The 26359-nt window shown below is 43.5% G+C and carries 31 protein-coding genes; 25 read left to right on the top strand and 6 right to left on the bottom strand.

Going from position 1 to position 26359, the window contains the following annotated elements:
• The first annotated feature begins 7 nt into the window (after positions 1–7).
• From NYE43_RS11240 to ypjB, 3 genes are all read left to right on the top strand, one after another.
• Positions 8–775 (top strand): menaquinol-cytochrome c reductase cytochrome b/c subunit, encoded by a 768-nt coding sequence (locus NYE43_RS11240; RefSeq protein WP_010334724.1) that lies wholly within the window; start codon positions 8–10, stop codon positions 773–775.
• 110 nt (positions 776–885) lie between these two features.
• The gene (locus NYE43_RS11235; RefSeq protein ID WP_038954211.1) at positions 886–1479 is read left to right on the top strand and encodes a DUF1405 domain-containing protein; all 594 of its coding nucleotides are present in this window, start codon (positions 886–888) and stop codon (positions 1477–1479) included.
• Positions 1480–1547: 68 nt separating this feature from the next.
• Positions 1548–2342: a sporulation protein YpjB gene (ypjB, locus tag NYE43_RS11230; RefSeq protein WP_341061915.1), complete on the top strand. Its 795-nt coding sequence runs from the start codon at positions 1548–1550 to the stop codon at positions 2340–2342.
• A 43-nt stretch (positions 2343–2385) separates the two neighbouring features.
• Here the strand turns inward: ypjB and NYE43_RS11225 are convergent, their stop codons facing one another.
• On the bottom strand, positions 2386–3258 hold the full coding sequence (locus NYE43_RS11225) for a YitT family protein (protein WP_024121850.1): 873 nt from the start codon (positions 3256–3258) through the stop codon (positions 2386–2388).
• 139 nt (positions 3259–3397) lie between these two features.
• Between NYE43_RS11225 and NYE43_RS11220 the strand changes: the two genes are divergently transcribed.
• The 18 genes from NYE43_RS11220 (at position 3398) to NYE43_RS11135 (ending at position 19624) form a co-directional block, all read left to right on the top strand.
• Positions 3398–3733, top strand: coding sequence for a nucleotide pyrophosphohydrolase (locus tag NYE43_RS11220; protein WP_341061913.1), 336 nt, complete (start codon positions 3398–3400; stop codon positions 3731–3733).
• Between the two features lie 11 nt (positions 3734–3744).
• Complete coding sequence (dapB, locus tag NYE43_RS11215; RefSeq protein ID WP_341061911.1) at positions 3745–4548, top strand: 4-hydroxy-tetrahydrodipicolinate reductase; 804 nt, start codon at positions 3745–3747, stop codon at positions 4546–4548.
• Between the two features lie 15 nt (positions 4549–4563).
• The gene (mgsA, locus tag NYE43_RS11210; RefSeq protein ID WP_024121848.1) at positions 4564–4977 is read left to right on the top strand and encodes a methylglyoxal synthase; all 414 of its coding nucleotides are present in this window, start codon (positions 4564–4566) and stop codon (positions 4975–4977) included.
• Positions 4970–5680: a bacillithiol biosynthesis deacetylase BshB1 gene (bshB1, locus tag NYE43_RS11205; RefSeq protein ID WP_341061908.1), complete on the top strand. Its 711-nt coding sequence runs from the start codon at positions 4970–4972 to the stop codon at positions 5678–5680. The genes mgsA and bshB1 overlap by 8 nt, the downstream gene beginning before the upstream one ends.
• The gene (bshA, locus tag NYE43_RS11200) at positions 5677–6810 is read left to right on the top strand and encodes an N-acetyl-alpha-D-glucosaminyl L-malate synthase BshA (protein ID WP_341061907.1); all 1134 of its coding nucleotides are present in this window, start codon (positions 5677–5679) and stop codon (positions 6808–6810) included. Before bshB1 ends, bshA begins: the two co-directional genes overlap by 4 nt.
• A 4-nt stretch (positions 6811–6814) precedes the next feature.
• Positions 6815–8008 carry a CCA tRNA nucleotidyltransferase gene (locus NYE43_RS11195; RefSeq protein ID WP_341061904.1) on the top strand — a complete coding sequence of 398 codons (1194 nt, stop codon included), beginning with the start codon at positions 6815–6817 and terminating at the stop codon, positions 8006–8008.
• Entirely contained in the window at positions 7993–8976 is a 984-nt protein-coding gene (locus NYE43_RS11190) for a bifunctional biotin--[acetyl-CoA-carboxylase] synthetase/biotin operon repressor (protein ID WP_024121844.1), read from the top strand. The genes NYE43_RS11195 and NYE43_RS11190 overlap by 16 nt, the downstream gene beginning before the upstream one ends.
• Positions 8977–9216: 240 nt before the next feature.
• On the top strand, positions 9217–10050 hold the full coding sequence (gene panB, locus NYE43_RS11185; RefSeq protein WP_268496593.1) for a 3-methyl-2-oxobutanoate hydroxymethyltransferase: 834 nt from the start codon (positions 9217–9219) through the stop codon (positions 10048–10050).
• A gap of 1 nt (position 10051) precedes the next feature.
• Positions 10052–10912, top strand: a complete 861-nt coding sequence (gene panC, locus NYE43_RS11180; RefSeq protein WP_341061901.1) for a pantoate--beta-alanine ligase — start codon at positions 10052–10054, stop codon at positions 10910–10912.
• Between the two features lie 2 nt (positions 10913–10914).
• Positions 10915–11298 carry an aspartate 1-decarboxylase gene (gene panD, locus NYE43_RS11175; protein ID WP_101864651.1) on the top strand — a complete coding sequence of 128 codons (384 nt, stop codon included), beginning with the start codon at positions 10915–10917 and terminating at the stop codon, positions 11296–11298.
• Positions 11299–11423: 125 nt separating this feature from the next.
• Positions 11424–14219 carry an ATP-dependent DNA helicase DinG gene (gene dinG, locus NYE43_RS11170; protein ID WP_339233208.1) on the top strand — a complete coding sequence of 932 codons (2796 nt, stop codon included), beginning with the start codon at positions 11424–11426 and terminating at the stop codon, positions 14217–14219.
• A gap of 142 nt (positions 14220–14361) precedes the next feature.
• On the top strand, positions 14362–14532 hold the full coding sequence (locus NYE43_RS11165; RefSeq protein WP_003225588.1) for a YpmA family protein: 171 nt from the start codon (positions 14362–14364) through the stop codon (positions 14530–14532).
• 8 nt (positions 14533–14540) lie between these two features.
• Complete coding sequence (gene tseB / locus NYE43_RS11160; protein WP_024121839.1) at positions 14541–15026, top strand: cell wall elongation/penicillin-binding protein regulator TseB; 486 nt, start codon at positions 14541–14543, stop codon at positions 15024–15026.
• 22 nt (positions 15027–15048) lie between these two features.
• A complete protein-coding gene (gene aspB, locus NYE43_RS11155) occupies positions 15049–16230 on the top strand; it encodes an aspartate transaminase AspB (RefSeq protein ID WP_341061898.1) in 1182 nt (393 codons plus the stop codon).
• 140 nt (positions 16231–16370) lie between these two features.
• On the top strand, positions 16371–17663 hold the full coding sequence (gene asnS / locus NYE43_RS11150; protein ID WP_341061896.1) for an asparagine--tRNA ligase: 1293 nt from the start codon (positions 16371–16373) through the stop codon (positions 17661–17663).
• A 93-nt stretch (positions 17664–17756) separates the two neighbouring features.
• Positions 17757–18455 (top strand): DNA replication protein DnaD, encoded by a 699-nt coding sequence (gene dnaD / locus NYE43_RS11145; protein WP_185848882.1) that lies wholly within the window; start codon positions 17757–17759, stop codon positions 18453–18455.
• Positions 18456–18473: 18 nt separating this feature from the next.
• The gene (nth, locus tag NYE43_RS11140) at positions 18474–19133 is read left to right on the top strand and encodes an endonuclease III (protein ID WP_341061894.1); all 660 of its coding nucleotides are present in this window, start codon (positions 18474–18476) and stop codon (positions 19131–19133) included.
• The gene (locus NYE43_RS11135; RefSeq protein ID WP_101860380.1) at positions 19130–19624 is read left to right on the top strand and encodes a YpoC family protein; all 495 of its coding nucleotides are present in this window, start codon (positions 19130–19132) and stop codon (positions 19622–19624) included. Before nth ends, NYE43_RS11135 begins: the two co-directional genes overlap by 4 nt.
• 72 nt (positions 19625–19696) lie before the next feature.
• Here NYE43_RS11135 and NYE43_RS11130 read toward each other — a convergent pair whose 3' ends face one another.
• Both NYE43_RS11130 and recU read right to left on the bottom strand, forming a co-directional pair.
• On the bottom strand, positions 19697–22444 hold the full coding sequence (locus tag NYE43_RS11130) for a PBP1A family penicillin-binding protein (RefSeq protein WP_341061891.1): 2748 nt from the start codon (positions 22442–22444) through the stop codon (positions 19697–19699).
• Positions 22445–22465: 21 nt separating this feature from the next.
• On the bottom strand, positions 22466–23086 hold the full coding sequence (gene recU, locus NYE43_RS11125) for a Holliday junction resolvase RecU (protein ID WP_024121833.1): 621 nt from the start codon (positions 23084–23086) through the stop codon (positions 22466–22468).
• A 40-nt stretch (positions 23087–23126) separates the two neighbouring features.
• Here recU and NYE43_RS11120 point away from each other — a divergent pair, with 40 nt between their 5' ends.
• Entirely contained in the window at positions 23127–24089 is a 963-nt protein-coding gene (locus NYE43_RS11120; protein WP_103671774.1) for a DUF2515 domain-containing protein, read from the top strand.
• 25 nt (positions 24090–24114) lie between these two features.
• Here NYE43_RS11120 and sspM read toward each other — a convergent pair whose 3' ends face one another.
• The gene (gene sspM / locus NYE43_RS11115; protein ID WP_010334703.1) at positions 24115–24219 is read right to left on the bottom strand and encodes an acid-soluble spore protein SspM; all 105 of its coding nucleotides are present in this window, start codon (positions 24217–24219) and stop codon (positions 24115–24117) included.
• 197 nt (positions 24220–24416) lie between these two features.
• Between sspM and NYE43_RS11110 the strand changes: the two genes are divergently transcribed.
• The gene (locus NYE43_RS11110; RefSeq protein WP_095713163.1) at positions 24417–24662 is read left to right on the top strand and encodes a DUF5446 family protein; all 246 of its coding nucleotides are present in this window, start codon (positions 24417–24419) and stop codon (positions 24660–24662) included.
• 45 nt (positions 24663–24707) lie between these two features.
• Positions 24708–25079, top strand: coding sequence for a YppE family protein (locus NYE43_RS11105; RefSeq protein ID WP_024121830.1), 372 nt, complete (start codon positions 24708–24710; stop codon positions 25077–25079).
• A 35-nt stretch (positions 25080–25114) separates the two neighbouring features.
• On the opposite strand, the gene NYE43_RS11100 is transcribed toward NYE43_RS11105, so the two are convergent.
• The gene (locus NYE43_RS11100) at positions 25115–25303 is read right to left on the bottom strand and encodes a YppF family protein (protein ID WP_024121829.1); all 189 of its coding nucleotides are present in this window, start codon (positions 25301–25303) and stop codon (positions 25115–25117) included.
• Between the two features lie 187 nt (positions 25304–25490).
• Between NYE43_RS11100 and NYE43_RS11095 the strand changes: the two genes are divergently transcribed.
• Entirely contained in the window at positions 25491–25865 is a 375-nt protein-coding gene (locus NYE43_RS11095) for a YppG family protein (protein WP_341061885.1), read from the top strand.
• Between the two features lie 21 nt (positions 25866–25886).
• Here the strand turns inward: NYE43_RS11095 and NYE43_RS11090 are convergent, their stop codons facing one another.
• Complete coding sequence (locus tag NYE43_RS11090) at positions 25887–26306, bottom strand: Hsp20/alpha crystallin family protein (RefSeq protein WP_341061883.1); 420 nt, start codon at positions 26304–26306, stop codon at positions 25887–25889.
• Positions 26307–26359 lie beyond the last annotated feature (53 nt).

The following is a 26359-nucleotide window of genomic DNA, read 5'->3' as shown; positions in this document are numbered from 1 at the left end:
GGATGACATGCACCGGGGCAAAGGGATGAAATTTGTAGGAGACTCAAGGATACCGGCTGAGAAAAAGCCGAATATACCGAAGGATTACTCAGAGTATCCCGGTAAAACAGAAGCCTTCTGGCCAAATTTCCTATTGAAGGAATGGATGGTCGGAGCTGTCTTTCTGATCGGTTTTCTTGTTTTGACGATTGTACACCAGCCGCCTTTGGAGCGGATGGCGGACCCGACGGATACAGGTTATATTCCGCTGCCGGACTGGTATTTTCTTTTCTTATATCAGCTTTTGAAATATGAATACGCCGCTGGGAGCTTTACGGTGGTCGGCGCTATGATTATGCCGGGGATCGCCTTTGGCGCTCTGCTTTTGGCACCATTTCTCGACAGGGGAACGGAAAGAAGGCCTTGGAAGCGTCCCGTGGCTGTAGGGATGATGCTCTTGGCTATTTCCGCGGCTGTATTTTTGACCTGGCAGTCCGTAGCTACTCACGACTGGGCAAAGGCGGAGGAGCAGGGGAAAATCACAAAAGAAGCGGATATCGATACCAGTGCCGAAGGATATAAAATTTTTCAGGAGCAGGGCTGTATTTCATGTCACGGAGATAATCTTCAAGGCGGAGCGGCCGGGCCTTCATTGGTAGACACCGGACTGAAGCCGGAAGAAATCAAAAAGATCGCTGTTGAAGGAAAAGGCCAAATGCCGGCAGGCGTGTTCAAAGGAAATGATAAGCAGCTTGAAGAACTTGCGAAATTCATTTCCGAAACAACGGCAAAATAACGTATTGTGAATTGCGAAACGGAAGGATATACTTTTATTATCAAAAGCTGACCAGGCGTCAGCTTTTTTATATGGACACATTATTTTTACAGACTGAGAGTTGATTTGATGTGAAATGGTTTCAATATGTATTAGGACAGCGAACGATGCTTATTCTTGTCTTAGCGATCAATTTTCTGGGAACGGTTTACGGATACTATTGGTACTTGCCTCAGCTTTTGGAGACGCCGACCCGTTTCCTCATCTTTGTCCCGGACAGCCCGACAGCAACGTTTTTCTTCTTGTTTGTGCTGCTGGCCTTTCTCATGAAGCGGAATGCTCCGCTTTTTGAAGCGCTTGCGTTAGTGACGCTTGTGAAATATGGTTTGTGGGCGGTCGGAATGAATCTTCTCGTATTGGCTGTAACGGGTGATTTGCCATGGGAAGGCTATATGCTGATTGCCTCGCATTTTGCAATGGCTGTCCAGGGGGTGCTGTACAGCCCGTATTTTCGATTTTCATTATGGCATCTTGTTATCGCTGCGGCCTGGACGCTTCATAATGATGTCATTGATTATCTGTTTGGAATGATGCCGCAATACTCCATGCTTTCTGAATATATGACTGACATAGGATACGGAACGTTTTGGCTGAGCATCTTTTCAATCGGACTTGCCTTCTATCTCGTCATTTCGAAAAAGCAAACAAAGCTTCAACTGACGTAAAGACAATCTTGGTCTATCCTTGTCCTTTCCTTCATATTCTGTAAGGAGAGAGAGTGGGAGGGACCTGCATGAAACGAAAGCTGACGATCTGTTTGTTGATTGCTCTTATTTTTTATAATGGGAATGCCAAGGCTGAAGAGCGGGGAAGCCTCAAGGAATTGAATGATTTATCCGATACGGTTTTTCAAATGACCCGTCAGTCGAAATATGAAGAGGCGCTACAAGTCTTATCTTATTTTGAAAAAACATTAAAATCCGCTGAAAAACAGAAGCAAGACAGCATGTTAACTGGAGCCCAAATTCGCCAAATTACTTTGGGCTATAACGATATGGTACGGAGTTTAAAACAGGCTGATGCATCAGACACACAAAAGCTCAGAGCAGCCGCGCAGTTCAGAATGCTGATGGATGCTGTTGACAATCAGTCTGATCCCCTTTGGGGGTCACTGGAGAAGCCGATTATGGAGGTCTTTGCCGCACTTAAGCAGGATGTCCAAAAAAATGAAAGTACGAGCTTTTATGAAAAGTGGAACGAATTTATCAGCTTGTATGATTTGATTTATCCAAGTCTTACAATCGATATATCAGAAGATCAGCTTGATACAGTCGGAAAACATATTGAAGTGATTGAGCAAGAGGGGTTTCAGCAAATGACCGAGAGTACGAAGCTTGAACGGCTTTCCCTACTCCAGAACGATCTGAAGTGTGTATTTGACAGGGTGGAAGAGGATGATGCAGATCCGTCTTTGTTATGGGTGATGATCACTACAGGCGGTATCATCATTACTGCACTTACTTATGTCGGTTACAGAAAATACAGAGCGGAGAAAAAGAAACTAAAAAAGCGGGATTATCCAAAATGAGTAAGAGGGGCGGCGGCAGCCGCCTTTTGTTATCAAAAAAACATTAGCGCGGGAGCGGATTTTTATTTTCATCGAGTGTAAATCCTTCTCCAAGCACATCGTGGACATCGCTGACCGCGACAAAGGCATGAGGGTCAATGGAGTTAATCACACTTTTCAGCATGACCAGTTCGTTTTTGGGCACTACACAATACAGCACGTCTAGATCCTCTTTCGTGTAGGATCCCTGTCCTTTCAAAATGGTAACGCCCCGTTCCATTTCCTCAAGAATTTTCTTCTGAATCTGGTCGTTTTTCGCAGAGATGATTGTTGCACCTTTAGCTGCGTATCCGCCTTCCTGAATAAAATCAATCAGTCTTGCCGCCACAAAAACGGCAACCAATGTGTACATGGCTTCTTTGTAAGAGAGATAGGTAAGCAATGATAAAATGATCACGCAAGCATCGAAAGCAAACATCGTTCGGCCCATCGGTATCCCAAAATACTTATTGACCAAACGGGCAATGATATCAACCCCGCCCGTCGTACCGCCGAACTTAAAAATAATGCCTAAGCCGGCCCCAATGAATACGCCGGCAAATAAAGCGGCAAGCGCAAGATCATGCTGAAGGGGCATATGTATTTCATATCGCTGAAAAATGCTGAGGAATAAAGACAGTGCTACAGTACCGATTAGGGTGTATACAAACATTGTCTTGCCCAGCAAACGCCAGCCGATAAAAAAGATCGGGATATTCAAAACCAGGTTTGAAATAGAAGGACTAATATGGAAAAGGGCATAAAGCAATAGTGTAATTCCCGTGAATCCACCCTCTGCCAGATTGTTTTGCATATTGAAATGAACCAGGCCAAATGAAAAAATTGCTGCACCGATTAAAATAAAAAATATGTTTTTTAATCTAATTTCTCCAAGCATCACACAAAACCCCTTTTCCTTCCATTAGATAGCGTTTATATTATAGTGGATGCAAAAGAAAACAGCAAACGTGCTTAAACATTTGTCAAACGTATCCGAATTAGCTAACATGTAAGAGGATGATAGGAGGTTTCGTGCAGTGAGTGATAAAACAATGAAAGATATACAGGCTGAGGTGGACCGCTACATCGGCCAATTTAAGGAAGGGTATTTCAGCCCGCTTGCCATGATGGCAAGATTAACCGAAGAACTGGGCGAGCTTGCAAGAGAAATCAATCATCGTTTTGGAGAAAAACCAAAAAAAGCGACTGAAGATGATAAAAGCATGGAAGAGGAAATGGGCGATGTGCTGTTTGTATTGGTTTGTTTAGCCAACTCACTTGATATTTCATTAGAGGAAGCCCACGACCGAGTCATGCATAAATTTAATACAAGAGATAAAGACCGCTGGACTAGAAAAGAAGAAGGAAAGTAGAGGAGATCAAGATGTCAAACGAAACAATTAAAGTAGTCATTGCAGGACCGCGGGGAAGAATGGGGCAAGAAGCTGTTAAATTGGCGGAAAAAACACCTCATTTTGACCTAGTCGGAGCAGTTGACCATACATACGATCAGCACAAATTATCTGATGTGATGTCTGTTGAGTCTGATGCTCTTATTTACACAGATATCCATGCCTGCTTTACAGAAACAAAACCAGATGTATTGATTGATTTAACTACACCCGAAATCGGGAAAGTACATACAAAAGTTGCATTAGAACATGGTGTCCGCCCTGTAGTGGGTACGACCGGTTTCTCTGAAGGTGATTTGAAAGAACTTACATCTCTGACAGAAGAAAAAGGGATCGGGGCTATCATCGCTCCAAATTTTGCATTGGGTGCGGTACTCATGATGAAATTCTCAAAAATGGCTGCCAATTACTTCGATGATGTTGAGATTATTGAGCTTCACCATGATCAGAAGCTTGACGCGCCAAGCGGAACGGCTCTCAAAACCGCTGAAATGATTTCCGAGGTTCGAAAAGAAAAACAGCAAGGACATCCAGATGAAAAAGAAATTCTCCCAGGATCAAGAGGTGCGGAGCTAAACGGAATCCGTCTGCACAGTGTTCGTCTTCCAGGGTTGATCGCCCATCAGGAAGTGATGTTCGGCATGGACGGCCAAACGCTGCAGATCCGTCACGATTCTTATAACCGTGCTTCCTTCATGTCCGGTGTAAAACTGTCTGTAGAACAAGTCATGAAGATTGATCAGCTTGTCTACGGATTGGAAAATATCATTGATTAGACAGGGGGATAAATGATGAAAATTGCTTTGATCGCGCATGACAAGAAGAAACAGGATATGATCCAATTTACAACCGCTTATCAAGAGATTTTGAGTCATCATGATCTATATGCAACGGGAACAACGGGATTGAAAATTCAAGAGGCAACCGGCCTTCAAATTCAGCGTTTTCAATCCGGCCCTTTAGGCGGAGACCAGCAAATCGGCGCGTTAATTGCCGTTAACGCACTTGACCTAGTTATCTTTTTGCGCGACCCGCTGACCGCACAGCCGCATGAACCGGATGTCTCGGCATTAATCCGTTTATGTGATGTTTATTCGATTCCGCTTGCCACCAATATGGGAACTGCAGAAATACTTGTTCGCACACTTGATGAAGGCGTTTTTGAATTCCGCAATCTTCTTCGGGGAGAAGAACCTCATGTATAATGCTGACGTTCTTGCTTTTGGCGCCCATAGTGATGATGTCGAGATCGGTATGGGCGGCACAATAGCAAAGCTTGTCAAACAGGAAAAAAAAGCTGTGATATGCGATTTGACTGAAGCGGAGTTGTCTTCAAACGGAACAGTCAGTTTGCGAAAAGAAGAAGCGGCCGAAGCAGCCCGTATATTAGGTGTGGACAAAAGAATTCAGCTGACGCTCCCTGACCGCGGGCTGATGATGAGTGATGAGGCGATTCGGGCGATTGTCACAGTCATTAGAACCTGCCGGCCGAAAGCGGTGTTTATGCCATATAAAAAGGATCGTCATCCGGATCACGGCAATGCTGCCGCACTGGTAGAAGAAGCGATCTTTTCAGCAGGAATTCATAAATATAAAGATGAAAACAGCCTGCCTGCGCATAAAGTAAGTAAGGTCTACTATTATATGATAAATGGTTTTCATCAGCCTGATTTTGTTATTGATATCTCGGATACAATAGAGGATAAAAAGAAAAGCCTCAATGCCTACAAAAGCCAGTTTGTACCGTCACAGAATTCTGTTTCAACACCATTGACGAACGGTTATATCGAGATCATTGAAGCAAGAGAAAAGCTGTACGGCAAAGAAGCGGGTGTAGGGTACGCCGAGGGCTTCTTTTCTAATCGGATGCTGATGCTGGACCATGATGTGCTTGGGGGCGAACAATGAAAAAGTTAAAGATAGGCATTACATGCTATCCGAGCGTCGGCGGCTCAGGTATCATTGCGACAGAACTCGGGAAACAGCTTGCTGAAAAGGGTCATGAAATCCATTTTATAACATCGAGCATCCCGTTTAGATTAAATACATACCATCCTAATATTCACTTTCATGAAGTTGAAGTTAACCAATATGCCGTTTTTAAATATCCGCCGTATGATTTAACATTGGCAAGCAAAATCGCTGAGGTTGCAGAACGGGAGAATTTAGACATCATCCACGCTCACTACGCTCTGCCGCATGCGGTTTGCGCTTATCTCGCAAAGCAGATGCTGAAACGGAATATCGGCATCGTAACAACTTTGCATGGAACGGATATTACAGTATTAGGCTACGATCCATCCTTAAAAGATCTTATCCGTTTTGCGATAGAGGCTTCAGACAGGGTGACAGCGGTCTCATCAGCCCTTGCTGCTGAAACGTACGATTTAATTAAGCCGGAGAAAAAAATAGAAACGATTTATAATTTCATAGATGAACGTGTATACCTTAAGAAAAACACAGCGGCCATTAAAGAGAAACATGGAATCCTGCCGGATGAAAAAGTCGTGATCCATGTGTCCAACTTCAGAAAGGTCAAACGTGTGCAGGATGTCATCCAGGTGTTTCGCAATATAGCCGGCAAAACAAAAGCAAAACTGCTCTTAGTCGGAGACGGTCCTGAGAAATCAGTGGCCTGTGAGCTTGTCAGAAAATATGGGCTGGAAAAACAAGTGCTGATGCTTGGAAATCAAGACCGTGTCGAGGAGCTTTACTCCATTAGTGATTTGAAGCTGCTGCTGTCTGAAAAAGAAAGTTTTGGCCTTGTCCTGCTTGAAGCGATGGCATGCGGAGTGCCTTGCATCGGAACGAATATTGGCGGTATCCCTGAAGTGATAAAAAACAATGTGAGCGGGTTTTTGGTGGATGTCGGCGATGTCGAAGCCGCTTCATCCAAAGCGGTTCGCATTTTAGAAGACGAACAGCTGAGCAAGCGGTTTACAGAAGCGGCCATGGAAATGCTCAATAATGAATTTTCGTCACAAAAGATTGTCAGCCAGTATGAACAGATATATGCCGATTTAGCAGAACTGGAGTGATGACATGGAACAAGTTTTTATTAAAGCACTTCCCGTGCTCCGCACATTAATTGAAGCAGGCCACCAAGCTTACTTTGTCGGAGGCGCAGTTCGTGACAGCTATATGAAACGAACAATTGGAGATGTCGATATTGCGACAGATGCGGCACCGGACCAAGTAGAACGGCTTTTTAAGCGGACAGTTGATGTCGGCAAAGAGCACGGGACCATTATCGTGCTCTGGGAAGATGATACCTATGAAGTCACTACATTCCGGACTGAATCAGATTATGAAAATTACAGAAGACCGTCAGAAGTGCACTTTATCACCTCATTAGAAGAGGATTTGAAACGCAGGGATTTGACGATTAATGCGATGGCCATGACAGCTGACGGTCAAGTTCTTGATTATTTTGGCGGCAAGAAAGACATTGATCAGCAGCTGATTCGAACGGTTGGAAAATCGGAGGACCGCTTTCAGGAGGATGCGCTTCGCATGCTGAGAGCGGTGCGATTTATGAGCCAGCTCGGATTTACGCTTTCGAAAGAAACAGAAGAAGCGATCATAAAAGAGAAAACACTTCTGTCTCATGTATCAGTCGAACGGAAAACAATAGAGTTCGAGAAGCTTTTACTGGGAAAAGCGTCCCAAGAGGCCATTCAAATGCTTGTACATACGGGGCTTTATGAAGAACTGCCCGGTTTTTATCACAAACGAGAGAACCTGCTGACGGCGAGCGAGTTTCCGTTTTCTCTTCTCACTTCTCGTGAGGAGCTTTGGGCAGCGCTTTTAATTGATCTTCAGATAGACTTGAAAGAAGCGATGCTTTTCCTGAAAGCCTGGAAGCTCCCTGGAAAAGTGATGAAGGAAGCCGCTCACATTGCCGATACGTTTGGCCAGAGCCATGACGCTATGTCCATGTACAAGGCTGGTGAAAAAGCGCTTTTATCCGCGGTCAAAATATCAATGCTCCGGCAAACCAAGCAGCTGAACGGCGAGAGACTGAAGGAAGTTAGAGAAGCTTATCAAAGCCTGCCCATCAAAAGTCTGAAGGATCTTGCCATCACAGGGCGGGACTTACTTGCACTGCGAAACCAGCCCGCTGGAAAATGGGTGTCTGAAGAATTACAGCGGATAGAGCAGGCTGTTGTAACGGGAAAGCTCTCCAATCAGAAGGAACACATAGAGGAGTGGCTGAAGACATGCGATCAACCTTAAGAAACGATCTTATTGAATTATTTTCTCAGGCCGGAAGCGAGTTTATTTCCGGCCAAAAAATCAGTGATGCTCTCGGATGCTCGAGAACAGCTGTATGGAAGCATATTGAGGAGCTTCGCAAAGAAGGCTATGAAGTGGAAGCTGTCAGAAGAAAAGGGTATCGGCTTATCAAAAAGCCTGGAAAACTCAGTGAAAGTGAGATACGGTTTGGGCTGAAAACAGAAGTGATGGGCCAGCATCTTTTTTATCATGACGTCCTTTCATCCACTCAAAAAAAGGCTCATGAGCTTGCTAATGATAACGCGCCCGAGGGCACTCTCGTTGTCGCGGATAAACAAACAGCCGGCAGAGGGCGTATGTCAAGGGTGTGGCATTCTCAAGAAGGAACAGGCATCTGGATGAGCCTGATTTTGCGTCCAGACATTCCGCTTCAAAAAACACCTCAGCTTACACTTCTTGCTGCGGTAGCTGTTGTGCAAGGAATAGAGGAGGCAACAGGTCTCCAAACGGATATTAAATGGCCTAATGACATATTAATTCACGGAAAAAAAGCAGTCGGCATCTTAACTGAAATGCAGGCGGAAGAAGACCGCGTCCGTTCAGTCATTATTGGAACAGGCATAAACGTCAATCAAGAGGCCGATGATTTTCCAGAGGAGCTAAAGGAAACCGCAACGAGCCTCAGTCTGGCAGCCGGTGAAAAAATAGATCGGGCCAGCGTCATGCAGCATATTTTGCTTTCTTTTGAAAAACGGTACCGCGATTATTTAGCGCATGGTTTCACGCCGATTAAGCTGCTGTGGGAAAGCTATGCGCTTGGGATCGGCAGTGAATTAAGAGCAAGAACGCTAAATGGAACATTTTATGGGAAAGCTTTAGGAATAGACGAAGAGGGTGTTCTTCTTTTAGAAACAAAGGAAGGCATAAAAAAAATCTATTCGGCAGATATCGAAATGGGTTCATTGTAGTTGGTACAAGCGTGTTGATTTTGATATACTTCCATTGGGCAGTATCGCCTGCGAACTGCACCTATTCATAAAAAATAGATAGACATTGCAGCAGTCTGCCTTGATCCAAAAAGGACTGGGACAGAGGGATGAAACTCGCCGAACTTTAGAAAGTGAAGAATCCTTCTCGTGTAGCGGAAGGTTTTTTGGCTTGTATAAGAAACGGCAGCTCATCTCCTCTAAAAATGAGGAGGAGAAAAAGTGAAAACAAAACTTGATTTCTTAAAAATGAAAGAAAATGAAGAACCGATTGTCATGCTGACGGCTTACGATTATCCGGCAGCCAAGCTTGCTGAACAAGCGGGAGTCGATATGATTTTAGTCGGTGATTCACTAGGAATGGTCGTGCTAGGCCTTGATTCAACTGTCGGCGTGACAGTTGCGGATATGATCCATCATACGAAAGCGGTCAAAAGAGGTGCGCCAAATACATTTATCGTAACCGACATGCCGTTTATGTCCTACCACTTGTCTAAAGAGGATACGCTGAAAAATGCCGCAGCTATCGTTCAGGAAAGCGGAGCCGACGCGCTGAAACTGGAAGGCGGTGAAGGGGTGTTTGAATCCATCCGCGCCTTGACGCTCGGTGGCATTCCTGTTGTCAGTCATTTAGGGCTGACACCGCAATCAGTCGGTGTATTAGGCGGATATAAAGTACAGGGCAAAGATGAACAAAGCGCTAAGAAATTAATAGAAGACAGTATAAAATGCGAGGAAGCGGGAGCCATGATGCTTGTGCTTGAATGTGTGCCTGCAGAACTCACGGCAAAAATCGCAGAAATATTATCCATTCCTGTCATTGGAATCGGAGCTGGTGTAAAAGCGGACGGACAGGTTCTTGTTTATCACGATGTTATTGGCCATGGTGTTGTTAGAACACCTAAATTTGTGAAACAATATACGCAAATTGACGGCACTATAGAAACAGCAATCAGTGGATATGTCCATGATGTAAGACATCGTGCTTTCCCTGAACAAAAGCATTCCTTTCAGATGAATCAGGCAGTCCTGGAAGGCTTGTACGGAGGAAAATAAGATGAAGCAGATTACAGATATCTCACAGCTGAAAGAAATCATTACACAATATCAGTCAGAAGGCAAAACAATCGGATTTGTTCCGACGATGGGATTTCTTCATGAAGGGCATTTAACCTTGGCAGACAAAGCCAGGCAAGAAAATGACGCCGTCGTTATGAGTATTTTTGTGAATCCGACGCAATTCGGTCCCGGGGAGGATTTTGAAGCGTATCCGCGCGATCTTGCACGTGATGCCGCTCTTGCGGAAAATGCCGGCGTTGATATTCTTTTCACTCCTGATGCCCGTGACATGTATCCCGGTGAAAAAAATATAACGATACATGTTGAGAGACGTACAGAGGTTTTATGCGGGCGTTCAAGAGAAGGACACTTTGACGGAGTTGCCATCGTGCTGACGAAGCTGTTCAATCTTGTTAAACCGACACGCGCTTATTTTGGTTTAAAGGATGCGCAGCAGGTGGCAGTTGTTGATGGTTTAATCAGTGATTTCTTCATGGATATTGAACTGGTTGCTGTAGATACGGTCAGAGAGGAAGACGGGTTAGCCAAAAGCTCCCGGAATGTGTATTTAACGGCTGAGGAAAGAAGAGAAGCGCCTAAGCTTTACCAGGCCCTTCAGACGAGTGCCGAGCTGATCAGAGCAGGTGAGAGAAATCCTGAAACGGTCATCAATGCTGCAAAAGACATCATTGAAACGACAAGCGGCAGAATTGATTATGTTGAGCTATTTTCTTATCCGGAACTTGAGCCTGTGAACAAGCTCGAAGGAAAGATTATTCTGGCTGTAGCAGTTGCATTTTCAAAAGCGCGTTTAATAGACAATATCATTATTGATATTCGAGAAATGGAGAGAATATAATGATGTATCGCACGATGATGAGCGGAAAGCTTCATAGGGCAACAGTTACAGAAGCAAATCTTAACTATGTGGGCAGCATTACAATTGATGAAGATCTTATTGATGCGGTAGGAATGCTTCCTAATGAAAAAGTGCAAATTGTGAATAATAACAATGGAGCACGCCTGGAAACGTACATTATTCCCGGTCAGCGCGGAAGCGGAGTCATCTGTTTAAACGGAGCTGCCGCACGCCTTGTACAGGAAGGCGATAAGGTTATTATTATTTCTTACAAAATGATGTCTGATCAAGAAGCGGCAAGCCATCAGCCGAAAGTTGCCGTTTTGAATGACCAAAACAAAATTGAACAAATGCTTGGACAAGAACCTGCCAGCACCATTTTGTAGATATACCGCCCCCTTTATCGGGGGTTTTCGTTTAAGATTTTCAGCGTAAAACGGTTTTGCCGCTCCATTTCCGTACAAAACGTGTTACACTTTTGTCGTATGCAAGAATTGAGGTGTCCATTTTAATGAAAAAGCAACGGTTCGTTGTTATAGATGTAGAAACAACAGGGAATTCGCCAAAAAAGGGCGATAAAATCATTCAAATTGCAGCGGTTGTAATTGAAAATGGACAAATTACTGAGCGGTTTTCAAAATATATTAATCCAAATAAATCCATTCCGGTTTTTATTGAACAGCTTACGGGAATCACGAATCAAATGGTAGAAAATCAGCCGCCGTTTAAAGCAGTGGCTGAAGAAGTGTTTCATTTGCTTGACGGCGCTTACTTTGTCGCCCACAATATCCATTTTGACCTCGGGTTTGTGAAGCATGAGTTACATAAAGCGGGTTTCCAGCTCCCAGATTGTGAAGTGCTGGATACTGTTGAGCTCTCCCGTATCGCATTTCCGGGATTTGAGGGATATAAGCTGACTGAATTAAGCGAAGAGCTTCAGCTGCGGCATGATCAGCCGCATCGAGCTGACAGCGACGCTGAAGTCACAGGACTTATTTTTTTGGAAATTCTTGAAAAGCTAAGGCGGCTTCCTTACCCGACATTAAAGCAGTTAAGAAGGCTGTCACAGCATTTTATCAGTGATCTGACGCATTTGTTAGATATGTTCATTTATGAAAACAGACATACAGATATGCCAGGCTTTACGCGTTTTTCATCTTTTTCTGTCAGAGAACCTGAACCTTTGATTGAACGTCTCAAAGAAGATGAAGAATTTCTATTTGAGATAGAAAATTGGGCAGCAGGAAATGAAAAAGCGCTCTCTGAGTTCATGCCCCAGTACGAAAAAAGAGAAGGCCAAATGCTGATGATGAAAGAAGTGGCTGAGGCCTTTGCCAATCGTGAACACGCGCTGATTGAAGCTGCTCCGGGAATCGGAAAAACGATCGGCTACCTGATTCCGGCTGCGCTTTTTGCTAAAAAGTCAAAAAAGCCGGTCGTCATCAGCACGTATTCAACCCTTCTTCAGCAGCAGATTTTGACGAAGGATTTGCCGATCATCAAAGATATGTTCCCTTTTTCGGTGACTGCGGCTATTTTAAAAGGGCAAACGCATTATCTGTGCCTTTATAAGTTTGAGCAGGTGCTTCATGAGGAAGACGATAACTATGATGCCGTTTTGACAAAAGCCCAGCTTCTTGTTTGGCTGACAGAGACAAACACGGGAGATGTAGCAGAACTGAATTTGCCGTCAGGCGGAAAACTGCTGTGGGACAGATTGGCATATGATGATCATTCTTATAAACGAAAACAGAGGGATCAAGTGATTGGTTTTTATGAACGGGCCAAACAAAGTGCGATGCGGTCTGACCTGGTGATTACGAATCATTCTCTTCTGCTTACCGATGAGGCAAGCCGGAAAAAAAGACTCCCGGATAGCGGGACTTTTGTCATTGATGAAGCACACCATTTTGAACGTGCCGCAAGCGAACATTTAGGAAAAAGAGCAACTTACATAGAACTGCATACAAAATTGAGCAGAATCGGAACGCTGAAAGAGCAGGGGCTTCTGAAAAAAATGAGACAGCTTTTTCAGCGCCACAGCCTGCCGGTGGATTCATTTTTCGAAGTGGAGGAGTGGATTCAGCATATTCAGGCGGAAAGTGATGCTTTTTTCAGCTCTGTGCATTCTTTTGTCAAACGAAGAAAACCTAAAGAAGACTTAAACCGTCTTGTCTTTAACGTGAACAAAAAAAGTCACGATAAAGGATGGCCTATTTTAACAGATGGAGCGGAAAGGCTTTGTTCTATGCTGGCGCATTTGCAGCAGCTTTTTGAGACCCAGACGGCTCTGATGGAAGAACATCTGACGGTTATGAAAAGCAAAAATGCTTTTTTGGCCGATGAATATAATAGAAGCATGAATGATTTGGGGGAGTACTGCCAGACTCTAAATCAGCTGTTCTTTGGCTCAGATGACAATGAAGCGGTTTGGATTGAGATAGATGCTAAAGGTGCGAAGAATGCAGTAGCTATATATGCGCAGCCGCTGGAACCGGGCGAGCTTCTTGCTGATCAGTTTTTTGCCCGGAAAAACAGTGTCGTTCTTACATCTGCAACCCTAACGATAGAAAATTCGTTTCAATTTATCATTGAGCGTTTGGGGTTAAGCGACTTTTTCCCCCGCACAATGAGGATCGCGTCGCCTTTTTCTTATGATGAGCGGATGCAGGTAATGATTCCAAAAGAAATAAAATCGATCCAAGATACGGGGCAGACTGAATTTATACAGGATACCGCACGTTATATCGAACTGATGGCAAAAGAAAAACAGCCGAAAATCCTTGTGCTGTTTACGTCTCATGACATGCTGAAAAAAGTGCATCAGGAACTCAAGCTCGCCATGAGTGTTTCAGGCATTCAGCTTTTGGCTCAGGGCATAACCGGCGGCAGTCCCGGAAAACTGATGAAAACGTTCAAAACAGCCAATCAGGCCATTTTGCTTGGAACGAATCATTTTTGGGAAGGCGTTGATTTCCCTGGTGATGAGCTGACGACAGTGATCATCGTGAGACTTCCTTTCCGGGCTCCGGATCATCCGCTGCACGCTGCAAAATGTGAGTTGGCGAGGAAAAAAGGGCGCAATCCGTTTCAAACGGTCTCACTGCCGGAAGCGGTGCTGACGTTCAGACAAGGAATTGGGCGCTTACTCCGGACAGCCGGAGACAAAGGAACGATTGTCATATTAGACAGACGGGTCAAAACCGCTGGTTACGGGCGCCTGTTTCTTGACGCTCTGCCGACGTCCGCAATATCTGAAGTGACTGACAGTGAGATTGAAGCTTATGTTGCCGGAAAAAGTGAATAAAAGCCGCATAAAGCGGCTTTCCGGTGTGGGAGTAGGACGTGTTTTATTTGTAAAAGCGGTTTTTCCGCTCTGTGGTACTAGTATGGCGCGTCCTGAAAAGGAGTATGACTAACAATATTTGTTCAATTTGGAGGATGAAAAAATGGAAAGCAAAATCGAAATTCTTTCAACAATTAATGTAGAGCATTCGGATGACCTTTATAAAATTGTAGACACGCTGAATCGGACACTGAAAAGAGATAATCTGATGTTCGGTCTTGCGCTTGATGAAGAAAACAAAAACCAAGCCGTTTTTACTATTTATCGTACGTAGGTGAGAAGATGAGAAAAAAAGCATTAATATTTACCGCCATATTTGGTATTATTTTTTTAGCAGTACTTCTTGTCTCGGCAAACATTTATAAATCAGCCATGGCACAAAAGGAAAAGGGGCACGAAGCAGCAGCTGCTGAAGCGAAAAAAGAAACCGACCTCACCAGCGTTGATCAAGTCGAAACATTTGTCGGAAAAGAAAAGTATTATATCGTAAAGGGAACCGACAAAAAAGGCATCAAATTATATGTATGGGTTCCTGAAGATAAAAAAGCAAAAATTCTCTCAAAAGAAGCAAAAGAGGGAATCACCGAGGACAAAGCGGCGAAAATCATACAAGATGAAGGGCTGGTTTCAAAGCAAAAAGAGGTTCACCTGGCAAGAGAAGGGAACGTCCTGCTTTGGGAAGTAACGTACTTAGACAAAGAAGGACAATACAGTTTAAGTTATGTGGACTTTACAACTGGAAAGATTCTCAAAAATATCACGCCTTAAGACGAATTAGGGGGAGTTCAAGTTGAAACTGGCAAAAAGAGTATCCGCATTAACACCGTCTACCACACTAGCCATTACAGCGAAAGCGAAAGAACTGAAAGCGGCAGGCCATGATGTCATCGGCCTTGGAGCGGGCGAACCCGACTTCAATACACCGCAGCACATTATTGATGCAGCTGTACGCTCAATGAACGAAGGACATACGAAATATACGCCTTCAGGCGGTTTGGCTGAATTAAAGAACAGCATTGCAGAGAAATTTAAACGTGACCAGAATATTGAATACAAACCGTCTCAATTGATTGTCTGTACTGGTGCCAAACATGCACTGTATACCCTTTTCCAAGTGATTTTGGATGAAGGAGATGAAGTGATTATCCCAACGCCGTACTGGGTAAGCTATCCGGAACAGGTGAAACTCGCTGGCGGTCAGCCTGTTTATGTGGAAGGGCTTGAGGAAAATCACTTTAAAATTTCTCCTGAGCAGCTGAAAAAAGCGATTACAGAAAAAACAAAAGCAATCGTTATTAATTCACCAAGCAATCCGACTGGCGTTATGTATACGGAAGAAGAGCTGGCCGCGCTTGGCGAAGTATGCCTTGATCATGACATCCTGATAGTATCTGACGAAATTTATGAAAAACTTACATACGGCGGAAAAAAACACGTTTCCATCGCACAGCTGTCTGACCGTTTGAAAGAGCAAACGATCGTCATCAACGGCGTATCAAAATCACACAGCATGACAGGCTGGAGAATCGGTTATGCGGCTGGAGCAGAAGAGATCATCAAAGCGATGACAAACCTTGCAAGCCACAGCACGTCAAATCCGACATCTATTGCACAATACGGAGCGATTGCCGCATACAACGGACCTTCTGAGCCAATGGAGGAGATGAGAAAAGCATTTGAGCATAGATTAAACACGATTTATGATCAGCTCGTTGAAATCCCGGGCTTCAGCTGCGTGAAGCCGGAAGGTGCTTTTTACTTATTTCCGAATGCAAAAAAAGCAGCTCAAACTTGCGGTTTCAAAGATGTAGATGAATTTGTCAAGGCGCTTCTTGAAGAAGAAAAAGTCGCGATTGTTCCAGGTTCCGGATTCGGCTCTCCTGATAATGTCCGGTTGTCCTACGCGACATCATTAGACCTTCTAGAAAAAGCGGTGGAACGAATCAAACGTTTTGTAGAAAAACATTGCTAACGGATCAGAAAGCGGCTGACAAAAAGCCGCTTTTTATCTGCATTGACCCGGTCAGTTAAGACCGGGTATAATAAAGTGATGATAAAAGAGTTCGCGGGGCAAAAGCTTCCGAATGTCTTCTTGTTTTGGAGGGAAATATTTTGAAAACAACAATCAACCAAGTGTACAAGCACGTAGGTGAGGAAGTAACGATCGGAGCTTGGATCGCTAATAAGCGTTCAAGCGGGAAAATCGCGTTTTTACAGCTGAGAGACGGTACAGGTTTTATTCAAGGTGTCGTTGTAAAAGCGGAGGTTGAAGAAAGCATTTTCCAAACGGCTAAATCTGTGACGCAGGAAACGTCACTCTATATAAAAGGAATTGTCAAAGAGGACGAGCGTTCTCCGCTTGGTTATGAATTAGCTGTGACAGATATTGAAGTCATTCACGAAGCGACTGATTATCCAATTACGCCAAAGGAACACGGTACGGAATTTTTGATGGATCACAGACACTTATGGCTTCGTTCAAAGCGCCAGCATGCGATCATGAAAATCCGCAATGAAATCATTCGCGCGACTTACGAATTCTTTAATAACGAAGGCTTCGTAAAAGTAGATCCGCCGATTTTGACTGGAAGTGCGCCTGAAGGAACAACTGAGCTCTTTGCGACAAAATACTTCGATGAAGATGCTTACCTTTCTCAAAGCGGACAGCTGTACATGGAAGCTGCGGCAATGGCCTTAGGAAAAGTATTCTCCTTCGGACCGACGTTCAGAGCAGAGAAATCTAAAACAAAACGTCACTTAATCGAATTCTGGATGATCGAACCGGAAATGGCGTTTGTTGAATTTGAGGAAAACCTTCAGGTACAGGAAAATTACGTTTCTTTCATCGTGCAATCAGTTCTTAAGAATTGCAAAATTGAATTAAACACACTAGGAAGAGACACGTCAAAACTTGAGCAAATCAAAGCGCCGTTCCCAAGAATTACGTATGACGAAGCGGTTGATTTTCTGAAAGAAAAAGGCTTTGACGATATCGAGTGGGGAGACGATTTTGGAGCGCCTCATGAAACAGCGATTGCCGAGCACTATGACAAGCCGGTTTTCATCACTCGCTATCCGACGTCCTTAAAACCGTTCTATATGCAGCCGGCATCTGACCGCGAAGATGTAGTGCTTTGCGCAGATCTGATCGCGCCTGAAGGCTACGGAGAAATCATCGGCGGTTCTGAACGGATTCACGATATGGAACTTTTGGAAACGCGCCTTAAAGAACATGGACTGGATTCTGACGCATATAAATGGTATGCTGAACTTAGAAAATATGGATCAGTTCCACATTCCGGATTCGGCCTTGGATTAGAGCGTACAGTAGCTTGGATCAGCGGAGCGCCTCACGTACGTGAAACAATTCCGTTCCCAAGACTGTTGAACCGTCTGTATCCGTAATACATTTAAATGAAACAAAAAAAGAGTCTCCTGCAAGGGAGACTTTTTACAGTAAAGGGGAAAACACTATCCTTTACAGTAAGAGGTGTAACGATGAAAAAACAGCAATTTATTGATATGCAGGAGATGGGGATGTCGACGATCCCCAATCTTCTGCTGACCCATTATAAACAGCTTGGACTTAATGAAACAGAACTGATTCTGCTGTTGAAAATCAAAATGCATTTAGAAAAGGGATCTTATTTTCCTACACCGCATGAACTGCAGGAAGGCATGACGATTTCTGTTGAAGAATGCACAAACAGATTGCGTATGTTTATCCAAAAGGGTTTTCTGTTTATTGAGGAAGGCGAAGACCAAAACGGCATCAAGTTTGAGAAATATTCACTCCAGCCTTTATGGGGCAAGCTCTATGAGTATATAGAGCTTGCACAGAATCAAACACAAGAAAGAAAAGCAGAAGGGGAACAAAGAAGCCTTTATACGATTTTTGAAGAAGAGTTTGCAAGACCGTTATCTCCTTTGGAGTGTGAAACGCTGGCCATTTGGCAGGATCAGGATCAGCATGATGCACAGCTGATTAAACACGCTTTAAAAGAGGCTGTATTATCAGGAAAACTCAGCTTCCGCTACATTGACCGGATTTTGTTTGAATGGAAGAAAAACGGGCTGAGAACAGTGGAGCAGGCCAAAATCCACAGCCAAAAATTCCGGCGTGTTCAAACAAAACAGAATGAACCGCAAAAAGAGTATAAGAGGCAGGTTCCTTTTTACAATTGGCTTGAACAATAAAGTGAAAAGGTGACAATCGTGTTAAATCTAAAACAAATTGAATTCTGTTTAGAGAAGATAGGCGACATGTTTCCCCACGCGGAGTGTGAACTTGTTCATTCCAATCCTTTTGAATTAGTGATGGCAGTCGCTTTATCTGCGCAATGTACAGACGCACTTGTAAACAGGGTGACCAAAACATTATTTCAAAAATATAAACGTCCGGAAGACTATTTATCTGTTTCTCTGGAAGAGCTTCAGCAGGATATCAAATCAATCGGTCTGTACCGTAATAAAGCAAAAAATATTCAAAAACTGAGTAAAATGATTATTGAAGATTATGGCGGAGAAGTACCGAAGGACCGTGATGAGCTTGTGAAACTCCCAGGAGTTGGCCGGAAGACAGCCAATGTTGTCGTATCTGTTGCCTTTGGCGTACCGGCCATTGCAGTGGATACACACGTCGAGAGGGTCAGCAAGCGTCTGGGAATCTGCCGGTGGAAGGATTCGGTGCTGGAAGTCGAAAAGACACTGATGCGCAAGGTTCCTAAAGAAGATTGGTCCGTTACCCATCATCGTCTCATATTCTTCGGAAGATATCACTGTAAGGCACAATCGCCGCGCTGTGCGGAATGTCCATTGCTTTCTCTGTGCAGAGAAGGGCAGAAGAGAGATAAAAAAGGGCTGGTGAAACGATGACGGCAGCGAATGAATTGTTAGCTTCTTATGAGCAATATTTGCGCAGTCTGGGCCACATTGACTTCACCGATACCAAGGAAGCATTAAGGGGCAATCCTTTGTATTTTGACTTCTCTGAGACCACGCAAGACATATTGCCGTGGGAAAACAGCGGAAAGTACGTTCCGTATCTATTTCAAGTGTGGGAAGAAACAAAAGAATCACTTCTCCCTGTATTTCAAACAAGAAAGTCCAGATGCGATCAAAACGACATGCTTAAAGGGATTGTATGTTTACTGGCTTCATTTCATTGGACAGCGGGTGAGCGGGTGATATCGCTGAATTGGTCAGAACTGACAAAGAAATCATTTCCGGCTAAGCCGATTAATTGGGCTGAACGAGTGGAGTTCATTTTGCTGAAGCCGACCCAGTATCATTGCTTTATCCAGCTAGATGAACTTTTTACAGAAATGAAGAAGCATTTCTATAAGCATCACGCGATGAAACGATAAAACCTCCCCTAAAAAGGAGGTTTTTTTGTGCAGAAAAAAGCCACCACCTTTAAAAGGGTGATGGCTTTGTCTTTAATTCGTTTTTTCAGTTGATGATGAATTCGTTTGTGTATTGTCAGATGTATTTGTTTTGTTTTTATCTGTATTAGACCCTGATGAATCATCCGTTGAGTCACCATCTGACGCGTCCTCTTCTTTGCGGCCGTTGTTATTGCTGCTGTTATCGTTAGATTGGTCTTGGTTGCTGTTGTCGGACGGATTGGTGTTCGTGTTGTCTTGTTTTTTGTCTTGATCGTTTGTTGAATCATCGGTCTGATCTTGATCTGTCTGACTGTCATCTGTTTGAGAATCATCAGTTTGTGTGTCATCCTGAGTCTTCTCATCATCTTTATTTTCATCATCCGTTTGCTGCTGGTCTTCTTTATCTTCATCCTCTTCGGCTTTTGGCACTTCATAGGATGTCGACGCTGAACTTTTGCCATCATCACTGACGGCTGTCACTTCGAATTTGTATACAGAGCCTGGCTGCACGCCCGAAATGACTGCTTCTTTTGCAGAGCTGTTTTGTACTTCAGAGTAGCTGCCGCCATCAACAGATTGCTTAACAGCAAAGGTCGCATCTCCGTCGTACTTCCAGCTTAATGTCAATGATTGATTATCTTTATCATATTTCACACTTAAACCAGACAGTTTTGCTGTTTCTTCTTTCTCTTCTTTCTCATATGTTTTAGAAACAGTAGAAGGGGATGTACCTTTTACAAAGTACTCTGTGACCTTTTTATCGCTTGGCGTATTCGGCCCTGCCAGTTTTGCCGGATTAGAGCCTTTTTCCACAGTCGCTTCCACTACGCTATCAGGTTTCTCAAATGATCCGCTTCCGTCATCGACTTGGGCGATGAGCTGTGCAAATAGACGTTTTGCGACTTGCTGTTCCGTTTTATTTAAAGATTTTTTCCCTAACTTGTTTTGTGAATCTACACCTGTCCATACAGCAGCAGTGTACTGAGGTGTATACCCGACAAACCAGGAATCAGGCACACCGCCCGGGGCGATATTGTACTTTTGTATTGTATCTTCATTAAAGTTTGTTGTTCCTGTTTTACCGGCTACCTCGACTCCAGGTACTTGTGCAAGCTGTCCGGTACCTGTCTTAACAGCTGTTTTCAGCATATCTGTAATCATAAAGGCTGTATAATCGCTCATTGCTGACTTAGATTTCGGTGTTAAGTCAAGCTTTGTTCCATCGTTAAATTCAATAGACTTCACAAAATGCGGTTCATTATACGTTCCGTTATTTCCAAATGCGCTGTATGCTCCTGCCATTGTCAGAGAAGAGACACCCGGGTTGTCATCTCCGAATCCTCCGATAGAGTAGGATTCATACACTTTTTCCTTATTTAAACCGAGTCCCAATCCGTTAGCAAAATCCACTGCAGCGTCTTTTCCGACTGCTTGGAATGCTTTTAAAGCTGGGATATTACGGGACTGTGCCAGTGCTTCCCGCATGGACATAGGCCCTTTATATCGACGGTCAAAGTCGCGGATAGGTGTTCCATCTGAATACGTATAAGCTGAGTCATCAATTTGCTCGTAAGTGGACCATTTTTTATTTTCAATAACTGGTCCGTAGTCTAGGATTGGTTTTATGGTAGAACCAGGCTGAGTTTTTGCTTGAGTGGCATAGTTGAAGCCCCCAACTGTTGAGTTTCTTCCGGAACCGATTGCCCGGACTTCACCAGTTTTTGTGTCAAGAAGCGAAACGCCGCCTTGCATTCCTTCAGTAAATCCGACAGTCTCCCCATCCATTAATTCATCTAAAGTGTCTTGTGCTTTTGTATCCAGTGTTGTATAGATCTTTAATCCGTCAGCAGATGGATCGACATCAGATTTTTCATCTATTTCTTTCATGACTTCATCGACAAACGCGCTGTATTTGTTTGAATTTGTTTTTTCATATTCCTTCTGTGAAACAACGCCTTCGTCTTTCATCGCCACTTTTTTGGCTTTAGTATATTCAGAATCAGAAATAAATCCTTGCTTTTTCATCAGGCTGAGTACAATGTTCCGTCTTTTTTCCGCTTTATCAGGATTTTTAACCGGATTGTACGCTGTCGGGCTTTGCGGCATACCCGCAAGTGTCGCAGCCTGTTCCACTGTCAATTTGCTTAAATCAGTGACGCCGAAAAATTCTTCCGCCGCTTTTCCGATTCCGTAAGCTCTAGGAGAAAAATAAATTCGGTTTAAATACATTTCTAAAATTTCATCTTTAGAATAATTACGTTCCAGCTGTATAGAAAGCCAGACTTCTTGCACCTTCCGTTTCAGCGTTTTCTGATGTGACAGAAGGGAGTTCTTTACGACCTGCTGGGTGATGGTACTTCCGCCTTCAGCTCCGAAGCCGTCTTTAAAGTTGGCGACTAAGGCGCCTCCGATACGGACAGGGTCAATCCCGTGGTGTTCGTAAAAACGTGCGTCCTCTGTCGCGATAAAGGCTTCTTTTACGACATCAGGTATTTCATCTATCGAGACGTAGGTACGCTTTTCGGCACCGACTTCTGCGACTTCTTTTCCGTTTTTATCATAAATAGTTGAAGAATAAGGCGTCTTCAATTTGTTTTCATTCAGTGACGGCGCATCTGAAACCATGACGGCAAATGTTACGGCGCCGCCGACTACACCCAGGATAAACAGAATGAGTAAAGTGAATAGCGTCTTTTTAAACAATCCGCCTTTTTTTCGTTTCTTGCCTTTTTTCGGTGAAGGGCTCGACTTGCTGTTCGCTTTACGTCGAGCTTCACGACTCGTAAATTGATCTGACATAACATCTCAACCTTTCGTTAATCAACCTTTCGCACTAGATGATGGCGAAAAATAAAGCTGCTCAATAATACTAATATAATCAATTCTTGGCGCGTATCCAAGAGAAATCGGATAAGCTGCTTCCTCTAACTCATCTTTACGAATGGATTTTCTGCCGTTTTTTTCTTTTCTTTCCCAGAAATAAAACAGCTTATCGGCTTCTAAAAAATAAACCTGGCCGAAAGCGGATATAATAACAAAACAAATACCGTCTTGAGCCTTTACCTGCTTCATATGCTCAATTTGATGGTCATGGAAATTCTGCAGGGGGAAAGAGGTTTTGTTTTTTGTCTCTTTCGCCTCAAAGTCAATGTACCGCCCTTTATAAATTCCGTTATAATCTGTTGTCGATGATTGTTTAAAATAGGCTTCTTTTATGACTGCAGCGCTTCTTTTTGGATAATGGACATTTACAATTTGAACAGGTGTCGGCTTTTTGTGTATCACGGCAATTTGGTTTGTCAGATAATACTTATTCGTTTCGTTTAAGTCATCTTCGAGGGTCATTCCGCGATTACTGTAAGATGGCGCTCTTTTATGACTGTTTTGGGATGAAACCGGATGTTTCGGCTGAAACGTTTTTCCGTTAGGATACCGAATCACTTTCTCATCCTCCTTATTAAACTATTAGTGACGGAAGTGAATGAACGTGCAAGAACAACAGGCCATCAGAAAGCTTCTTCGCCGGATTGAACGGCAGACGGCAGTCGAAAACGCCGATAATATATCAAGAACGAATGCTTACAAAGCATTCTATGACCGTCATCCAGAAATTAAATGGTCACTCTTAGCTTCCTTCGTTTCACGCAATGCCGGCTGGTCAATGACTGATTTAAAGGGCAGTCTGTTTCAGCTTGGTCTGCGTGAGTCACAGCAAAGGTGGTTCTTTTTGGCCTACGAGAGAGCGAATTGGCTCATCTTTTCAGATGCCTATCCGCAGCTTCTTTTGTACCACTGGTCTGTAAAAACCGGGAAGCCCCTGTTCAACTATCTGCAATTGTTTGGCGTATCACAATTTATGACAGAAGAGTGGACCCGTTTTTGGCATGAACGAAACACGGAGCGGCTCATGTATGCTCTCATTATAAATGAACAAAACACTATCCAAACACCTATTATACAAAATCCTTCGTTCAAAAAGAACGTTTTTGGCACGATTCCTTTTTATTTAAGTGACTGGTTTCATTTCAACACCGTTATTTTTCCTTCTTCAGACGGCATTCTTTACGGTATTTCGGCCAAGCGTTTTTCTAAAACCGAAGAAAGGATAAGGCTTGGAAAACAGCTGTCACAATTGCTGTTCAGTCCGGAACTGTTTTCTTCTTTTTATGACTTTTTGCACACAGTGCCGCATACAGGCTCCCGTTTTGATATGGAAAAAATGATCGGAATCACAAAAAGGACATCTCCTATGCTAAGGACATGCTACCCTGAATTAACTCACTCATTAGACGGAAAGAAAACAGATTGGTTTCATGGAAAGATAAAGAAAGGCCTCTTTGTGCGGGAGGCATTGCCGCGGCAGATAGAATTGACCGACTGGTATGTAAATAAAAAACGTCAGCTGCATGCGCTCTTTGCGGTGGAGCATTGGCTGAAGAAATAAAAGAAGCAAGGAATTTCCTTGCTTCTTACGTAGAAGGACGGTTCGGGCCGCCTAGTTTTTTATCTAAAGAATCAACTGCTTTTGATTCCGTCTTTTTTTGCTGGCCGGCTTTTTTCGGTCTAGATTTCATACGGCACCTCCTCACAAGTATCGTGTGCATTAAGCGTGAGGATCATACAATTTTTGCGTGTCTTTTTGTCGAAAACTTCAGCTTTTCGTGGAATACCTGTTTGTTTGGCGATTTGCTTCTAGTTTTGTCATGCGGAAGGATTGCGCCGTGCGAGCAAAGAATTTAACCGGGAGAGAAGAGTAAAGGGAGGAACACAAATGTCCGGTTACGTAAGCAAGACAGATATTCTCCGAATGCTTTCTGATATAGAAACTGAAATAAACTGTGCTGAACAGAGCCTTAGCCGTTCTATAGATGTATTCGAGGCTGAAATGCGTGAAACGGAGGACGAACGTTTGAGTGTTCTGGAAGAAGAAATCATGGATCTTCATATATGTATAAACGAACTGTACCGATCCCCTCAAGAGAGGTATGCTGTGGACAAGGTATACCGTATCGGCTGAATTTATGAGCAAAATTTGGTACGATAAGCTTTGAGGTGAAGGATGTTGCAACCACAAACATTGCTGAAAGTTACCGAGCAGATGATTGAAGCCGCTGAAACAGGTGCTGCACGATATCAGGAAGGGAAAGAAAATAACCACTCGTACGATTTTTTTGAGACGATAAAGCCTGCTGTGGAGGAGAATGATGCCCTGGCAGCTCACTGGGCGGAAGGGACGCTTGAATTTATAAAGGCTCGCCGCCCGAAATATGTGCATGCTGAGCAAATAGAGACCGCAAAAGATAATTTCCTGGAATTGATTCTTCAATCATATGTTCATCATATTCATAAAAAGCGATTCAAAGACATCACTGAATCAGTCATTTACACATTGCAGACAGTGAGGGATGAAATTGCAAGTGAAGACAGCCAATAAAGGCTGTCTTCATTTTTATTATAGGGGGCCGGACATTAATTCAGCTCATATGCCGGGCTTTCTGCTCCATTTGCTTCCAGAACCTTCATACTGTTACGAAATTCAGTTGCGTTGAAGTGTCCTTGAATATAGAGGAACTTGGCAAAGTCCATCAGTTTATTCACACAGTCTGTTTCATATTTCTTCATTTCTGCAAAACGTTTGCTTAAGTATGATACGTTCATTATGGTGCATCCCCTCTCATCTGTATTGAAAATATGGTATCATAATGATTCGACTTTTTTCTGTTTTTAAAAAATTTAAACTTTCGACACAATTTGACAAACACGCTTGATGGCATCAGACACAAACAAAAGAAATGATTCATACATATATAGGAGAGAAACTGTTGAGTCTAGGGGGGAAATCGCAATGAAAAGGAGACCTCAAAACGATCCTCGGCAATTGGGTTATTATTACCCTCAGCAAGTGCAGGGATATTATCAGCAGAATGCGCCTGTTCATTTTGAACAGTACGTTCCGCAGCATTACGGACAACAGGAGTTTTATCAGCCGTATATTCCGCCTCAGTCTATGCCTATGCAGCCGCCGATATTTCCTAATCCTTATCCTATTCCGAGACCGAATCAGCAGCAGCCTTCACAGGTTCAAAGTATTATGTCACAATTCAAAAAAGCGAACGGGCAGTTTGACTTTAATAAAATGATGGATACGACAGGCCAAGTCATGAGTGCCATGAATCAAGTCGGCTCATTAATAAAGGGATTTACCAGCTTTTTCAAATAACAGAAGCATGAATGAATCAAATCATTCATGCTTATTTGTTGGGAAGAAAAGCGTCATTGTCTGCTCACTCCATGACGTTGCCATTTCTTCCTGGTGTACCTCATAAGGCAGCTGTACGGTTCTTGTCATGCTTGTTAATGTGGAGGCGTTTTGCTCCTTCTGTTTTTCCTGAAGCGTTACATGGAGGTACCGGGACTTAATGTCGATGAGAATCTCGCCGTCTCGAAACGTTGCTGGAATTGTGATATCGACATACAGCCCGTTATCACTTTCTCTGACGTCTATCGTTGTCTGTACATCTTTGAAACTAGAGTCGATCAAGTTTTGAAAACCATGTAAAAGATTTCCTAATGCAGAAGACTGAAACAGATGGTCCATTGCTTGATTGATGGTCTCTTCTTTCTTAGACAATTCATTCTTTTTGTCATCTTTACATTCCAAATGAGCCACCGCCTTTTTTTATCAGACTATGCGTTTGTGCCGGATGTTGTTAT

Origin of the sequence: Bacillus sp. FSL R5-0434 (genome assembly GCF_038004745.1) — a bacterium.
Taxonomy (GTDB): domain Bacteria; phylum Bacillota; class Bacilli; order Bacillales; family Bacillaceae; genus Bacillus; species Bacillus halotolerans.
This window is presented reverse-complemented; position numbering and strand designations above follow the sequence as displayed.